At 53.4% G+C, this 14,997-nt stretch carries 14 protein-coding genes and 1 riboswitch; of the genes, 4 read left to right on the forward strand and 10 right to left on the reverse strand.

The genetic code is table 11. The features are described from left to right. Positions 1-95: 95 nt before the first annotated feature. Positions 96-1,634, reverse strand: a complete 1,539-nt coding sequence (locus LF95_RS01895) for an OpgD/OpgG family glucan biosynthesis protein (protein WP_252509626.1) — start codon at positions 1,632-1,634, stop codon at positions 96-98. Between LF95_RS01895 and LF95_RS23500 the strand changes: the two genes are divergently transcribed. From LF95_RS23500 to LF95_RS01915, 4 genes are all read left to right on the forward strand, one after another. Next, positions 1,633-2,223, forward strand: coding sequence for a helix-turn-helix domain-containing protein (locus LF95_RS23500; RefSeq protein WP_252509627.1), 591 nt, complete (start codon positions 1,633-1,635; stop codon positions 2,221-2,223). The genes LF95_RS01895 and LF95_RS23500 overlap by 2 nt on opposite strands. Before the next feature lie 156 nt (positions 2,224-2,379). Next, a riboswitch (cobalamin riboswitch) is annotated at positions 2,380-2,580 on the forward strand. Positions 2,581-2,734: 154 nt separating this feature from the next. Continuing rightward, complete coding sequence (locus tag LF95_RS01905; RefSeq protein WP_073953426.1) at positions 2,735-3,760, forward strand: ABC transporter substrate-binding protein; 1,026 nt, start codon at positions 2,735-2,737, stop codon at positions 3,758-3,760. A gap of 2 nt (positions 3,761-3,762) precedes the next feature. Further along, complete coding sequence (locus LF95_RS01910) at positions 3,763-4,797, forward strand: FecCD family ABC transporter permease (protein ID WP_073953427.1); 1,035 nt, start codon at positions 3,763-3,765, stop codon at positions 4,795-4,797. Then, positions 4,794-5,555, forward strand: coding sequence for an ABC transporter ATP-binding protein (locus LF95_RS01915; protein WP_073953428.1), 762 nt, complete (start codon positions 4,794-4,796; stop codon positions 5,553-5,555). Before LF95_RS01910 ends, LF95_RS01915 begins: the two co-directional genes overlap by 4 nt. A 60-nt stretch (positions 5,556-5,615) precedes the next feature. Here LF95_RS01915 and LF95_RS01920 read toward each other — a convergent pair whose 3' ends face one another. The 9 genes from LF95_RS01920 to purD form a co-directional block, all read right to left on the reverse strand. Then, positions 5,616-6,242 carry a hypothetical protein gene (locus LF95_RS01920; protein WP_073953429.1) on the reverse strand — a complete coding sequence of 209 codons (627 nt, stop codon included), beginning with the start codon at positions 6,240-6,242 and terminating at the stop codon, positions 5,616-5,618. A gap of 371 nt (positions 6,243-6,613) precedes the next feature. Beyond that, positions 6,614-7,357 (reverse strand): hypothetical protein, encoded by a 744-nt coding sequence (locus tag LF95_RS01925; protein WP_073953430.1) that lies wholly within the window; start codon positions 7,355-7,357, stop codon positions 6,614-6,616. Between the two features lie 498 nt (positions 7,358-7,855). Next, positions 7,856-8,320 (reverse strand): hypothetical protein, encoded by a 465-nt coding sequence (locus LF95_RS01935; RefSeq protein ID WP_073953432.1) that lies wholly within the window; start codon positions 8,318-8,320, stop codon positions 7,856-7,858. A gap of 395 nt (positions 8,321-8,715) precedes the next feature. After that, a complete protein-coding gene (locus LF95_RS22890; protein WP_168173642.1) occupies positions 8,716-8,889 on the reverse strand; it encodes a hypothetical protein in 174 nt (57 codons plus the stop codon). Positions 8,890-8,927: 38 nt separating this feature from the next. After that, the gene (locus LF95_RS01940) at positions 8,928-9,395 is read right to left on the reverse strand and encodes a hypothetical protein (protein ID WP_073953433.1); all 468 of its coding nucleotides are present in this window, start codon (positions 9,393-9,395) and stop codon (positions 8,928-8,930) included. Between the two features lie 498 nt (positions 9,396-9,893). Next, positions 9,894-10,358, reverse strand: a complete 465-nt coding sequence (locus LF95_RS01945) for a hypothetical protein (RefSeq protein WP_073953434.1) — start codon at positions 10,356-10,358, stop codon at positions 9,894-9,896. Positions 10,359-10,639: 281 nt separating this feature from the next. Beyond that, the gene (locus LF95_RS01955) at positions 10,640-12,079 is read right to left on the reverse strand and encodes a sigma-54-dependent transcriptional regulator (RefSeq protein ID WP_073953436.1); all 1,440 of its coding nucleotides are present in this window, start codon (positions 12,077-12,079) and stop codon (positions 10,640-10,642) included. Then, on the reverse strand, positions 12,080-13,537 hold the full coding sequence (locus tag LF95_RS01960) for a sensor histidine kinase (RefSeq protein WP_073953437.1): 1,458 nt from the start codon (positions 13,535-13,537) through the stop codon (positions 12,080-12,082). It lies immediately after the preceding gene. Between the two features lie 119 nt (positions 13,538-13,656). Beyond that, positions 13,657-14,940: a phosphoribosylamine--glycine ligase gene (gene purD, locus LF95_RS01965; protein WP_073953438.1), complete on the reverse strand. Its 1,284-nt coding sequence runs from the start codon at positions 14,938-14,940 to the stop codon at positions 13,657-13,659. Positions 14,941-14,997: the final 57 nt, after the last annotated feature.

Here is a 14,997-nt window from a genome sequence, read left to right on the forward strand (position 1 = left end):
CGATAAGAAATATCTAAAACAGACAAACCCGCCATCAAAAGGCGGGTTTGTTGTATCGGATTAAGGGAGTAAGGCCAGTTCGCGTAGGGCGGGCGCTATTTTGAATCCCAGTTTTTCAGGCCGGGCAGATGCTGGAACATCCATGTTTCAGAAAGTGGCCCGTCGCCCCGTTTGAGATACATGCGCATATCAACCGGGTCATTGCCCTGAACTTCCAGGTCAAAAACCGCCCGCCACAGGCGGGTATCGGGGATCGGTTCGGTCTTGATGCGCGACAGCTTGCCGCGCGAAACCGACACAATCGCTTCGGGATATTCGCCGTAAGCCAGGGTGCCTAAGATATCGCCTTCAAAATCGATCACAAATTTTGTTACCCCTGCCGGGCGCGGCAGGCCTTCCTGTCCGCCACGGCCCAGGCGGGTCGCCTTGACATGGGCCAGCTTTTTCAGCGGGTAGGGGTTATGCGCCTGCCAATATAAACGATACCGGAAATTATAGGATTGCCCTGCCTTGGCCGGGGCCTCGGGCACCCAGAAAGCGGCAATATTGTCGTGAATTTCATCGTCGGTGGGGATTTCAACAAGCTGCACGGCGCCCTTGCCCCAGGCACCGAGCGGTTCTACCCACAGGCTGGGGCGGCGATGATAGAGCACCCCATCGAGATAATGCGTCACATCGCGATCACGCTGCATCAGGCCAAAGCCACGCGGGTTATCATCGCCAAAGGCCGATGCGCGGGTGACTTCGGGGTTGTTAAGCTGCCGCCAGATGCGTTCACCACTGCCGGTCCATAATGCAAGCCCGTCGGAATCATGCACTTCCGGGCGCCAGTCCATACGAAACGGGCGGTTTTGTTCCGAATACCAGAACATGCTGGTCAGCGGGGCGACGCCAAAACGTTCAATGTCTTTGCGGATGAACAGGAATTTTTCCACATCCATCGTTACACCCTTGCCGCGCGTTAAATAAAAACGATAGGCACCGGTGATGCTGGGACCATCCAGCAAGGCATAAACCGTGACCGGATCTTCGGCCTTTTTGGCCGGTTCGATGTAAAATTCGGTAAAATCGGGAAATTCCTCGCCCTGTGGGGTGGCGGTGTTGATGGCAATACCGCGTGCCGAAAGGCCATATTGCCCTTCATCGCCAATGGCGCGGAAATAGGACGCGCCCAAAAAGGCAGCCCAGTCCTGGGTTTTCCAGTCATCCCGGTGAATGTCTTCATGCAGGCGGAAACCGGCAAAGCCGATATTTTCCGACAATTTGCGCGCCGGGCTGTCGGCAGGCATGTCAAAATAGTCGGTTTTGTATTTCACTTCCTGTGATTTGCCATCTTCAAGCAGGAACATATGCACCGGTTTTTGGAAGAACTGGCCCATATGGAAATAGGTCACGGGATAAATGCCTGACCCGTCCGAGAACGGGGCAAAATCCCGTTTGTATTTCAGTTTGCCATGTTCGGCATAATCGATCTGCTCCAGGATCGCCTTGTCCGGGGTTTTCGGCGCGACATAGGGTTTGGCCGCCATTTTGCGGGCACGTTCGACCAGCGCGTCGAAACTGAATTTCTGTTTTTTGCCCAGTTCCAGCTTTTTGACGGCATCGGCGGCAAATGCCTGCTGCCAGAGCGACATGCCCGGTAAAATAAGACCGGCAGCCGCAGCGGACTTTAAAAATTGTCGGCGCTGTGCAGAAGTGTCCATCGAAATTATCCCTGTTATATTTTTGATTTGCACAAACTTGCGAAATAGTGTGGTGGCAATTCGGAAAAAGAATGGCGAATTCGCGGCCAAATATATCAACGCGCAAGTTTTTGAATTGATCCCGTTTTCGATGGCTGCACACCATTTTGTGCGATTGACATTTTGTCAGATGTTGCAAAGGCAAAATAGCGGCTTTGATCAGGTTTTGTTACGCTATGGCGTAAAAATAGATAAATTACGCCACAGCGTAAAAAAGGTAGCCTCTATGAAAATCACGGCACGAACGCCCGATCAGATTGGCAATGCTTTGCGTCGTGTACGCAAGGCCAAAGGCATGACGCAAAAAGATGTCAGTGTGCGCACCAATTTACGGGTGGCGACGATTTCATCCCTGGAAAATGGGGATCCGGGGACAAAGATGCGCACATTGACAAGTGTGCTGGCTGCTCTTGGTCTTGAATTCGTTGTCCAGGATCGCATTCAGGAAAATCGACCCAGCATGGAGGATATTTTCTCGTGAAACCGGCGCGATTTCATTGACGAAACAATCGCCCTTTTGCCCGATGATTGCCCGTTGGATTTATGTGATGCTCTGATGAACGGATCAGGGCAGGGTTGAAGGCCAATGTTCTTCCCGGCATCGGGCATCAAACGCCTTGACGATGACTGATCCTTATGGGACATCATTTTTGCCGGTATCCTTTTTGGGATAGAGGGAATTCAAAACGGTTCGGTTTTTCGGGCCGTCAAACGAAGCTGCCCCCGCAACTGTATGCGGCGAGCATGTCCTGATCATGCCACTGGGGTTTTCCCGGGAAGGCCAGGAACATGTGTTGACCCGCGAGCCAGGAGACCTGCCGGCAATCGTGACGACAGACTGGGCGGGGTGCCCCGGAGATGTCCTGCTACTATTCTGGCTGTTATGATACGATTGACATAACGGACTGGATTTATCGGGATTTCTTTTAATTCTCTGGTTCTTTGCCGGTTTGTCGCTGGATGTAACGGTTGTTCCTTTGAAAGGACATAACATGACCAGCGTTTTAAAACGGCTTGTCGCTGCCGGGGTGTTTGCAGCGGGTCTATCCACTGTTGCCACTCATGCACAGGCAACAGATTATCCTCTTGAAATTCAAAATTGCGGTCGCACTGTCACGTTTGATCACGCGCCAAAACGTGTGGTCTCGCTGGGGCAAAGCAATACGGAAATTCTCTATCTTTTGGGCCTGGCGTCAAAAGTTGTGGGGACGGCTGTGTGGTTTGATCCGGTCATGCCGCAATTTGCCGAGGCCAATAGCAAAATTCCCCGCCTGGCGGACAATGATCCCTCCTTTGAAAGTGTTGTTGGTCAACGCCCCGATCTGGTAACCGCGCAATTCCAATGGCATGTGGGACCAAGTGGCATTGTTGGCACAACGGCCCAGTTCGATGAATTGGGCATTCCCGTTTATGTTGCCCCGGCCGATTGTGTCGGCAAGGATAACAGCAAGGGCGGTGACGGGACGCGCACAGATGCCTTTTCAATCGATCTGATTTATCAGTCGATCCATGATCTTTCGCGTATTTTCAATGTCGAGGAACGCGGCGATAAGCTGATTGCCGACTTGAAACAGCGCGAACAGACCGCAAGGCAGGATGTTGCCGGATTGGCGCACCGTGATGTTTCGGCGGTTTTCTGGTTTTCCAGTTCGGAATTGCATGCAGACCCCTATGTCGCCGGGCAAAAGGGCGGGCCGGGATATATCTCTGGCGTGTTGGGCCTGAAAAACGTGATTAAAAGCGATGATGAATGGCCGACAGTGGGCTGGGAAACCATTGCCCGGGCGGACCCGGACATTATTGTGATTGCCAGAATGGACCGGCGGCGTTTTCCGGCGGATGACTGGCAACTGAAAACGAATTTCCTGAAAACCGATCCGGTCACCAGCCAGATGAAGGCGGTAAAGAACGGTCATATTGTGGTGATGGATGTGATGGGAATGGACCCGACCATCCGCATCATTGACGGTATTGAACAACTGGCCAAGGCCGTTAAATCGTTCGGACTGGATCACTAGGTATGGGTTTGTTTGCGCAGACAGTTTTCTGGCAACGTATCAGCGCGGTCTTTATCGCGCTGATATTGCTGGCTGCGGCAATGGCATTGGCAACATCGATTGGCGAAACCTCGATCCCGATTAAAACCGTGATCAACGCGCTCGCCAATCATATTTTTGGTGCAACGCGCCCCATCGATGCCATTGATTCCGGGATTATCTGGAATTATCGCCTCAGCCGGGCAGTGGTCGCGGCGTCCTGTGGGGCCGGTCTTGCCGTTTCGGGGGTAGTTTTGCAGGCCTTGTTGCGTAACAGCCTGGCAGATCCCTATTTGCTCGGCATTTCGGCCGGCGCTTCGACCGGGGCAGTCAGTGTCGTCATCCTGGGGGTGGGGGCTGGTATGGTCTCGCTGTCTGGCGGGGCGTTTGCCGGGGCGCTGGTGGCGTTTGTGTTTGTCAGTTTGCTCGCCCTTCAGGCCGGGCGCGGGCCGGGTGCCATCATTCTCGCCGGAATTGCCGGGTCGCAAATGTTTAATGCCCTGACATCGTTTATTGTCACCAAATCGGCCAATGCCGAACAGGCACGCGGCATCATGTTCTGGCTGTTGGGCAGTTTAAGTGGCGTGCGCTGGCCCGATGCGGCCCTGGCCGTGCCGGTGATTGTGGTTGGTTTACTGGTGTGTCTGTGTCATGCGCGTGCGCTGGATGCCTTTACCTTTGGCCGGGAATCTGCTGCATCGCTGGGTATTCCGGTTTTGCGCGTGCATGTGCTGCTGATCGGCACCTCCGCCCTGATGACGGCGGTGATGGTTAGCATTGTGGGCTCCATCGGTTTTGTTGGGCTGGTTATCCCCCATGCCGCGCGGTTTTTTGTTGGCGTGCGGCATGTTTTGTTATTGCCGCTGGCAGCCCTGATTGGCGCATTGTTTCTGGTTGGGGCCGATGTTGTGTCACGCATCATTCTGCCTGGTCAGGTGGTGCCGATTGGCGTGGTTACGGCCCTGGTCGGTGCCCCGGCCTTTGCCCTGATCCTGTGTCATCGGCGGGTGCTGCGATGAGCCTGGAACTGATTGATGTTAGCTGGATGGCGGGCTACCGCCCGATTATTCACGATGTGTCGCTAAAGGTCCGGCCCGGCGAGTTTTTGGGGCTGATCGGCCCTAATGGGTCGGGTAAAACCAGTTTGATGTCCATTTTGGCCGGGGTGCGTCGCCCGTTTCGTGGCCAGGCCCTGATGGGCGGGGTTGATATGCGAAAACTGGGCAGTCGCAAGCTGGCGCAAAATATTGGTTTTGTGGAACAACAGGCCGATACAACCGACCGGTTAACGGTACGCGAAGCCGTGTCACTGGGGCGTATCCCCTATCTGAGCCTGCTTGCACCCTGGTCATCGCGCGATGAGGAACAGGTGGCACAGGCGCTTTTGGATGTGGATATGGCCCCGATGGCAGGCCGCTATTGGCAAACGCTTTCGGGCGGGGAAAAGCAGCGTGTGCATATTGCCCGCGCGCTGGCCCAGGAACCCAAATTTTTGTTGCTCGATGAACCGACAAATCATCTGGATGTGCGCCATCAACTGGGGCTGCTGGAACTGGTGCGGGCCTTGAATGTCACGGCGGTCGCGGCCCTGCATGATCTTAATCATGCTGCGCTGTTTTGTGATCGCATTGCCGTCATGAGCGAGGGACACCTTGTGGCTATCGGAACCCCGGCCGAGATCTTGACACCCGCGCTTTTAAAAAATGTTTTTGGTGTTTCGGCAGTTGTCGAAACGGATATGCAGGGCAAGTGTCACATTCGTTATATGGTATCGTAATAACAAAAGCCGGGCGTTTGACGCGCCCGGCCCGGCTGTGAAGCCGTGAACGGGGTACCTTCACGAATGGGTTGGTGCGACCACGCTGGTGGTTGAAAACTGCGCTGTCTGAATGCCAAGATCCTGTTCAACCAGTCCCAGTGTCTGATTGGCACGGAATGGTTGGCTGTTGGTTAATTCGCTAAAGGCCAGATCAAGATTGCCACGGGTTTCGTCGAACGGCAGGATGACCTGGCTGATCTGGGCTGAGTTGCTGACCTGGTTTCCAGCCGAAAAATCCTGGTCAAAAACAACCGGGCCGGAAATGACGATATTGCCAGATGCCCCGCTATTATACATGTCTGAAAGGGTGGCGCGTGCATCGTGCAGCAGTGTCCTGGCCGCATCGTGATCGCCATTGGAAAGCGCGACCCGAGCCTGGTGAATTTGCTGCAAAACGGCTTCACCCTGTTGCGAAAAATCGGTTTTTATCGCCGGGCTATTGGGGCTCGGTTGCGCCATTTGGGCCTGTTTTGCCTGCCAGATGTCATATGCTTTGCGGGCACCGTGTGCGCCCGCGGTGTTGTTCGGTGTAATTGCAGAATAAGTGCCGTTCTCGGCGGCACTGGCGATAGCGGGCGTCATGGCGAGAGCGGAAACACCAAAAGCCAAAGTCACGATGGCAATGTTGCGGGACAGGTTTTTCATGTGGGTCATCCTTTGCGGGAACGCGAGTGAGATACGGAGCAGGCGGTATTGGGCTGAGGGGCAGTGGTGATTGTCGCTACGAGCGATGTCTGACAAAAGAACTGCAGTTATCGTGCCAGTTCCCAAGTAATTGAAAAGTAAATGATTTATTGGGATTTGATGTTTAACTTTGCGGGAGTGGTGGTTATTTCCACCATTTGACGGAAAATTTGCGGGTAAGGGGGATTGTTTTCTTCCGTCTTTTTTGGGGGCAAGCACCTTACTAAGGTTCTGAAACGCTTTCTTATGGTTGTTCCCATGCGCGATTAGATCAGAACAGTAAATGCCGGGCGCATGGTGCGCCCGGCTGTGAAGCGGTCAACGGGACGTGATCAGGAATTGCCAGGGGTAACCGTGCTTGTGGTCGAGATCTGTGCGGTTTGGACACCAAGGTCCTGTTCAACCAGCCCAAGTGTCTGGTTTGCCTGGAAAGGCTGGTTATTGATCAATTGGGTATAGGCTAGGTTAAGATTGCCAAGGGTGCTTTCAAACGGCAGGATCACCTGGTTGATCTGGGCATCGCCCTTGACCTGGTTTCCGGCGGAAAAATCTTCGTCGAAAACCAGCGGACCTGTAATCACGATATTGCCAGAAGCGCCGTTATTATACATGTCCGACAGGGTTGCACGGGCATTGTGCATGAGTTTTTTGGCGGTAACGTGGTCGCCTGCAGAAAGCGCAACCCGGGCCTGATGAACCTCTTGTAAAACCGTTTCACCTTTTTGCGAAAAATCTGCTTGTATGACCGGGCTGTTCGGGTTCGGTTGTGAGAGTTTAGCCTGTTTTGCCAGCCAGATGTCATGTTCCTTGCGGCCATTATGCGAACCCGTCACGTTATTGGGGACGATCGCCTGGCTGTCAAATTGCTGAGCATTGCCTTGTGTGGCGTCTTCCGGGTGGGTAGCGAGCCAGATATCATGTTCTTTGCTTGCACCGTTCGGGCCGGCATGGTTGTTCGGGACAATGGCAGAATAAGTCCCGTTTTCGGCGGCATTGGCGATGGCGGGCGACATGGCAAGACCGGAAACACCAAAGGCCAAAGCAACGATGGCAATATTGCGCGGCAGATTTTTCATGATCGTAGTCCTTTGCAATAACCCGATTGATAAGGTGAACTGACGGTCCCGGACGGGGTGATGGTCATTGGGCCGTGCTGCTTGTCGTTAATGCGACATCTGCCAAAGGAATTGCATACGCCATGCCAGAAATTAAGTTATTGAAAAATAATGATTTTATTCAATTCAGTTATGCCGTTATCGGTTGGTTGGTGGTTATTTCCACCATTGGGAGGATGCGTTGTGCCTAAGCGTGGTTCTTTTCACCCGTCTGATCAAAAAAAGTGCCGGACGCTTGGTGCGCCCGGCATGAAAGTGGTTCGTCTTTGGTTGGGGAAAAGAGAGGGAAGAAATGAAGAGAGAAGAGGGGCAGAAGAGGGGCAGAAGAGGGGAATGGAAGCAGAGGGTATCCTTAAGCAGGTTCCGTCAATTGGTGCGGGTGAGGGAGAGAGGGCACGGGTGCCAGGGGAGAGCAACCCGTGCCCGGTGAACCCGTCACAACACGGCATCACCTAACTTTTAATTGTTGCCTGTCACGGCAGAGCCATCGACGTTTGACTGTGCAGCTGCCTGCTTTGCCAGCCAGATGTCATGTTCCTTGTCGGCACCATTGGGACCGGCATGGTTGTTCGGAACGATCTGATCGTTGACCTGCTGGGCGGTATTGGGGTTGTAGGGGGCATCGGGATGACTTGCGAGCCAGACATCATGTTCCTTGCTTGCCCCGTTCGGGCCAACATGATTGTTGGGCAGAACTTCATGACTTACCTGCGGGGCCGCATTTTGGTTGCTGGCGGTTTCAGGATGACTTGCGAGCCAGATATCATGTTCCTTGGCGCCACCATTCGGGCCGGCATGGTTGTTTGGGACAATTTCCGGATAGGTTACGTTTTCAGCAGCGCTGGCAATTGCAGGTGCCATAGCAAGACCGGAAACACCAAAGGCCAAAGCAACGATGGCAATATTGCGTGACAGGCTTTTCATGATGGTAGTCCTTTGCAACAACCCGATTGATATAATGAACAGGCGATCCCGGACGGGGTGATGGTCGGTGGGCCGTACTGCTTGTCGTCAATGCGACATCTGCTAAAGGAATTGCATATGCCGTGCCAAAAATTAAGTTATTGAAAAATAATGATTTTGTTTGATGTTGGCACAATGTCATCCGCAAGTTGGTGGTTATTTCCACCATTTGGCAGGTGTTTTGCGGGGAAGGGTGGTTCTTTTCACCCATCTGTTTGCGATCAAGGGGAAATGTTTCGCCCTGCCGGGCAGAAAATTTTGGTTTGGCGCATTTCTTTGGGAATGAAGGTAGCGTTAAACGCCATAAGGGCAATCTGTTTGCTGCCTTGATTTTCCCCAGGCATCTTTTTTTATTTTCAGTCCATGAAAACAAATGCCGGGCGCATAATGCGCCCGGCATGGAAGGGGTAAAATGAATGGCGGAGAATAAACAGGCTGGAATTGGCGAGGCGGAAAAGCACGAAGGTATGTGACAGCAGGTTCCGGGAGCGGGCGGGGATGACACGGCTGCCACGGGAAGGAGCACCCATGCCAGGTAGAACCTGCTGCAATACCATTCTATTTGGTTTTAATAATTACCAGTATTGGTCTGGCTGTTGGAATTTGACTGTGCCGAAGCGGCCTGTTTTGCCAGCCAGATGTCATGTTCCTTACGGGCACCGTTCGGGCCGGCATGGTTGTTCGGGACCACTTCATTGCTGACTTGCGCGGCGGTGTTGGGGTTGTAGGGCGTTTCCGGATGGCTTGCGAGCCAGATATCATGTTCCTTGCGGCCGCCATGTGCACCGGCCGTATTGTTCGGTACAATTTCATGACTGACCTGCGGGGCGGCATTTTGGTTGCTGGCGGTTTCAGGGTTTTGAGACAGCCAGATATCATGTTCTTTGCGCGCACCGTGCGGGCCAGCATGGTTGTTCGGAACAATTGCCGAATAGGTGCTGTTTTCGGCTGCACTGGCAATCGCAGGCGTCATGGCGAGACCGGAAACACCAAAGGCCAAAGCAACGATGGCAATATTACGCGACAGGGTTTTCATGATCATAGTCCTTTGCAATAACCCGATTGACTGAATGAACAGGCGGCCCGAGACGGGGTGATGGTCGGTGGGCCCTACTGCTTGTCGTTAATGCGACATCTGCCAAAGGAATTGCATATGCCATGCCAAAACGTAATGTATTGAAAAATAATGATTTTATTTAAAATTGGCATGTCGGTTTTGCCGAATTGGTGGTTATTTCCACCAATTGGTGGCGGATGGTTATTTTAACGCGGGGAAATGGAAAATTCTTTGTCTGTCGCGTTGGAAGTTTTTGTCCAAGGCATCATTTTTACGGTCAAGCCCGGTTTTTCCAAAAATCGTCATTACCCGCCGCAAAACAAATGCCGGGCGCATATTGCGCCCGGCATCCAAACGGTTTTACAGGATGTGATCAGATAAAATATCGGGTGTTTTTGATAGATGCTGTCTTAACACCGGAACCCTGTTTGATCAGTAACAGGAAGGGCGACTTGCCCGAAACGGGGCATTGTCTGTTTAGTTGTTGCCTGCTGCTGCGCTATCAGAGTTTGATTGTGTTTTGGCAGCCTGTTTTGACAGCCAAATGTCGTGTTCTTTGCTTGCACCATTTGGACCGGCATGGTTATTCGGAACCACTTCGACGTCCGCTTGTGGCGCAGTATTCGGGTTGTAGGCCGCGTCCGGGTGCTTTGCCAGCCACATATCATGTTCCTTGCTTGCGCCATTCGGACCAGCATCGTTATTCGGGACGACTTCATGGCTGACTTCCGGGGCGGCATTCTGGGCCGGGGCAGTTTCAGGGTGCGTTGACAGCCAGATATCATGTTCCTTGCTCGCCCCGTTCGGACCGGCATGGTTGTTGGGTACAATGGCTGGATAGGTGCTGTTGTCGGCGGCACTTGCGATGGCGGGTGTCATGGCGAGAGCGGAAACACCAAAAGCCAGAGCAACGATGGCAACATTACGAGACAGCGATTTCATGACGGTCGTCCTTTGCAATAACCCGATTGATCAAATGAACAGCTGGTCCAAGACAGGGTGTGGGTTGGTGAGGCCCTGCTGTTTGTCGTTGAAAACGACTTCTGCCAATGGAATTGCAGTTACTGTGCCAGAGTTTAATGTTTTGAAAATAATAGATTTTATTTGATTCTGGCATCCCGTCATATCGCCGATGGTGGTTATTTCCACCATCGTGAGCGGCGCTGCGGGTGAAGATGGTTCTTTTCACCCGCACTGGGTGTGAGATAGGCGAGGGTGCGGTGTTAGTCCGTTTGGCCAGACGGATCTTCCAGGCCGTATTTACGAATGCGATAGCGCAGGGTTTCGCGGGTGGTGCCAAGGGCGCGCACGGTTGCCATCACATTATAGTCATTCAGCTCCAGTGCCCGGCGAATGATTTTTTCTTCCATTTCTTCAAGCGATACCGACCCGTCAAGCGGTAGGGTGATGGCGTGAGACGGCGAAGACTGATCCTGGGTGAGAGCTTCGGATGCGGCGACGACATCGTTGGTTTGTGTGCCTATCGAGGGGGAAGAATGAATACCCAGCCATTCGCCCGGAAGATCAGGACCATTTGCCAACATGACGGATCGTTCAATCACATTGCGCAATTCCCGCACATTGCCCGGCCAGCTATAGGATTGCAGAATGTTCAATACGGATGCAGGCACCCGCTTTACCTGTTTTCCCGAACGTGCATTAAATTCGATAATCAGGCTTTCGACGATAGGAGCGATGTCTTCGCTGCGGCTTCGCAGGGCGGGCAGGGACAGTTCAAACACCGAAATGCGGTGATAAAGGTCGAGGCGGAAATTACCCTTGGCGGATTCAGCGCGCAAATCACGGTTCGAGGCCGCAACCAGCTGAATATCAACCGTTATTTTCTCTTCACCCCCCACCCGGCGAAAGCTTTGTTCCTCGATCGAGGTTAAAAGTTTGGATTGCAGGCCAATATCCATTTCACCGATTTCATCCAGGAATAGGGTGCCGCCATCGGCCTGTTCCATCAGGCCGCGATGGCGGCCCTTGGCCCCGGTAAAGGCACCCGATTCATGGCCGAAAAGTTCGGATTCCAGCATGTCCTTGGGGATGGCCGCACAGTTGAGGTCAATAAAAGGCCCTTCCTTGCGTCGCCCCGAATAATGCAGAATTTTTGCCACCAGTCCCTTGCCCGTCCCGGTTTCCCCGCCAATCAGAATGCTGGTAATGGGTACATCGCCAAGCTGTACCAGCATATTGCGGACTTGCTCTGCCGCATCGCTGGGACCGATAAAGCTTTGCGGGCTAAATTTTGAAACCGCCTGTTGGGTGGTGTCGTTAATGCGCTGGCGGGCCTGTGCGCCACGGGTGGCGGTGGCAATGGTCAGGTCTAGCTTGTGAAAGTCCAGTGGCTTTGCCAGAAAATCCAGTGCGCCCAAATCAGCCGCACGTTCAATATCCGTGCGCGTTCCATAGCCGGAAAGGAAAATCCATTCCGATTGCACATTTTGGGCCCGTGCCTCTTCCAGAAAATCCAGGCCATTGCCGTCGGGCAAATTCATATCGGACAGGACGATGGCCGGGGCAAAACCCAGCTCAATAAAAAGCCGCCTTGCATCCTCGATCCGCGGCGAGAGGGTGACGCGCCAGCCTTCACGCTCGAACCGGCGTTTCAGTTCGTTTCCCAAAAGTCTTTCATCTTCGATGATGGCAATGGTTTTCATTTATTTGCCCTCGCATGGCAGAATGATTGTTGTTTGCGCACCGCCCAGCTCGCTTTTATCCAGGCGCATTTCACCGCCGTGACTACGGACCAAATGGTCGATAATGGATAAACCAAGCCCGGCACCGTTGGGTTTGGCTGATTGCAGGGGGCGCACCCCTTTACCCAGTAAAGCTGCGGGATAACCGGGGCCGGAATCAGACAGGATCAATTGTGCATTTTTGTCATCCGTAACAAAACGAATGACGATTTTGCCTGCATTATCTCCCATAGCCTCGCAGGCATTTTTCAAGAGATTCAGCAAAATCTGGCGGACTGTATCACGCGGCAGGAAAACATCACCCGCCTCGATTTCCGATGTCATGGTGATATGTTCGGGCAGGCGATAGCCAAACAGTTTAATCACATCGCCAATCAATTGTTCCGCCGGGATCGTTACGGCTTCTTCATGCAGGAAGGGGCGGCTTTGCAGCAATGAATTTAGCAGCCGTGTGATGCGGTCCATTTCTTCGGTAATCAGGGTGATGCGTTCCTTGTGGTCGGCATCTTCTATTTCGATTTCCAGATTATGCAGCGCCATTGATATGCCGGAAATGGGGTTGCGCAGCTCATGGGCCAGCCGGGCGGAAAACTCGCCAATGGCTGCAAGCCTCGCACCATTTTCCAGTTCGTCCTGCTGGCGTAACAGGGTTTCGGCAGCGGCACGCACCTGTGCCTGCAATTGTTCGGTATATTCGCTTTGCTGTTTGGCCGCATCGCGCAGGCGCGTGGTCATATCGTTATAGTGGGCGTAAATCGGTGTTAGCGGATCATTGTCTGACAGCGGGCGAATATTGGAAAATTCCAGATTGCCGACATTATCAAGCAATTCGGACAGCCGGTTGACTGCGCGAAAGGACCGCCGCTGAAACCATACGATCAGGGCAAGTGAAAAAAGTGGAATGATCGCCAGGGCCACCAGCGCCACGGTCATTTCCTGATTGGCCGACTGGCGTGCATTTTTGACGGTTTGCTGTTGCAGGCGGCTTTCTTCGGCATTGATTTCGCGGATCAGCGATAATGCACCCACCAGATTGCTGCGCGGATTGTCGATTGGCGGTTTCAGATAGTCATCTGCGGCTTGCAGGTTTTGTGGTGTTGCTTCCGATAGTGCGCCACTTGCTGTTTGTAACTGTTCAATATTGCTACGAATACTTTGCAGTTCGGACGGGTCCGGCGGAACCTGGTTGCCAAGATGCTGCACCAGCAATTTGCTGATCCCCACATCAATTTGCTGAAGCTTGTGAAGGTAATGGATGTGATGTTCCAGCGGGTCAAGCCGACTTGCCGATCGCCACGCCGAAAAGGCCAGAAAGGCTAGCGAAATCATCAGTCCGATAGTGGCAAGCGTGATCGAAACTTTTAACGGACGCAGCAGTGTTTTTCGCGCCGATGCGTGACTTGCGCTGGGAGTTTTCATACAGGCTGTTCCTGAATAAGGCGGAAGTGCCGTGATCCGTTATGGTTAACGGATCACGGTAAAGGCAGGAACAGACTGTACTAAAAAAAGATTACGGCAAACAGATGATTGCCATCAGGTCAGTTCTTTTCGCGCGCAACAGCCCGCCAGCCAATATCACGGCGGCAAAAACCCTCCGGCCAGTCGATTTTGTCTACCGCTTCATAGGCGCGTTTTTGCGCTTCGCTAACACTGTTGCCCCGTGCGGTAACACCTAAAACACGGCCACCGGTGGCGGTCAGGCGGTCGCCATCCATTTTGGTGCCCGCATGCAGGATTTTAACCTTATCGAGCGCATCGGCTGCCGCAACATTGCGAATTTCCGTGCCTTTTTCATAGGATCCGGGATACCCCTTGGCGGCCATCACCACCACCATCGCGGTTTCGTCAAACCATTCGGGTTTTACCTGGTCCAGCGTGCCGTTGGCGGCCCCGTCGAGAATATCCAAAACATCCGACTTCAGGCGGCTCATCAAAACCTGGCATTCAGGGTCGCCAAAGCGGATGTTATATTCGATCAGCTTGGGGTTTTCGTTTTCATCAATCATCAAACCGGCAAACAGCACACCCTTGAACGGATGGCCCTCGGCGGCCATGCCTTTGACGGTCGGTACGATGATGTCACGCATCACACGTTCTTCAACGGTGGCGGTGAAAACCGGGGCGGGGCTATAGGCGCCCATGCCGCCGGTATTGGGGCCTGTATCGCCCTCGCCAACGGCTTTGTGGTCCTGGGCTGCGACCAGCGGAATAACATTTTTGCCATCACACACGGCAAAGAAGGAGGCTTCCTCGCCGGTCATAAATTCCTCGATCACGATTTCCGCACCGGCATCGCCAAATTTGCCGCCGACCATGCACTCGTCAATGGCAGCGTTGGCTTCTTCAACCGTCTGGCAAATTGTCACACCCTTGCCAGCAGCAAGGCCATCGGTTTTCACCACAATCGGTGCGCCCTGTTTTTCAACAAAGGCCTTGGCATCGGCAGGGGTGGTAAAGCGGCCATAGGCAGCAGTCGGCACGCCGAATTTGGCCACCATATCCTTCATGAAACCCTTGGAGCCTTCAAGCTGTGCGGCTGCCTTGGAACAGCCAAAGGATTTGATCCCGGCGTCATCCAGGGCATCCACTAGGCCCGCCACCAGCGGGGCCTCGGGCCCGACAACCACCAGATCAACGCCATTGTCGCGGGCGAAAGTGACCAGGCCAGGAATATCGCCATCGGAAATGGCGACACATTGTGCGGAATCGGCAATGCCGGCATTGCCCGGTGCACACCACAGTTTGGTTAAACGCGGGCTACGCGCAATGGCCCAACATAATGCGTGTTCCCGTCCACCGCCGCCAACGACCAGAACTTTCATGACTTTTACCCCGACTGCTTGATGGTCCAGATATGATCCTTTAGGCTTCACATCTTC

This window comes from Thalassospira sp. TSL5-1 (genome assembly GCF_001907695.1).
GTDB lineage: Bacteria > Pseudomonadota > Alphaproteobacteria > Rhodospirillales > Thalassospiraceae > Thalassospira.

Coding starts and splice junctions, on each gene's coding strand:
- LF95_RS22890 (WP_168173642.1), bottom strand. CDS start 8,889: ATGGGTGCTCCTTCCCGTGGCAGCCGTGTCATCCCCGCCCGCTCCCGG.
- LF95_RS01935 (WP_073953432.1), bottom strand. CDS start 8,320: ATGAAAAGCCTGTCACGCAATATTGCCATCGTTGCTTTGGCCTTTGGT.
- LF95_RS01940 (WP_073953433.1), bottom strand. CDS start 9,395: ATGAAAACCCTGTCGCGTAATATTGCCATCGTTGCTTTGGCCTTTGGT.
- LF95_RS01895 (WP_252509626.1), bottom strand. CDS start 1,634: ATGTCGCTCTGGCAGCAGGCATTTGCCGCCGATGCCGTCAAAAAGCTG.
- LF95_RS01925 (WP_073953430.1), bottom strand. CDS start 7,357: ATGAAAAATCTGCCGCGCAATATTGCCATCGTTGCTTTGGCCTTTGGT.
- LF95_RS01910 (WP_073953427.1), top strand. CDS start 3,763: ATGGGTTTGTTTGCGCAGACAGTTTTCTGGCAACGTATCAGCGCGGTC.
- purD (WP_073953438.1), bottom strand. CDS start 14,940: ATGAAAGTTCTGGTCGTTGGCGGCGGTGGACGGGAACACGCATTATGT.
- LF95_RS01960 (WP_073953437.1), bottom strand. CDS start 13,537: ATGAAAACTCCCAGCGCAAGTCACGCATCGGCGCGAAAAACACTGCTG.
- LF95_RS01920 (WP_073953429.1), bottom strand. CDS start 6,242: ATGAAAAACCTGTCCCGCAACATTGCCATCGTGACTTTGGCTTTTGGT.
- LF95_RS01905 (WP_073953426.1), top strand. CDS start 2,735: ATGACCAGCGTTTTAAAACGGCTTGTCGCTGCCGGGGTGTTTGCAGCG.
- LF95_RS01955 (WP_073953436.1), bottom strand. CDS start 12,079: ATGAAAACCATTGCCATCATCGAAGATGAAAGACTTTTGGGAAACGAA.
- LF95_RS01915 (WP_073953428.1), top strand. CDS start 4,794: ATGAGCCTGGAACTGATTGATGTTAGCTGGATGGCGGGCTACCGCCCG.
- LF95_RS23500 (WP_252509627.1), top strand. CDS start 1,633: ATGCCCGGTAAAATAAGACCGGCAGCCGCAGCGGACTTTAAAAATTGT.
- LF95_RS01945 (WP_073953434.1), bottom strand. CDS start 10,358: ATGAAATCGCTGTCTCGTAATGTTGCCATCGTTGCTCTGGCTTTTGGT.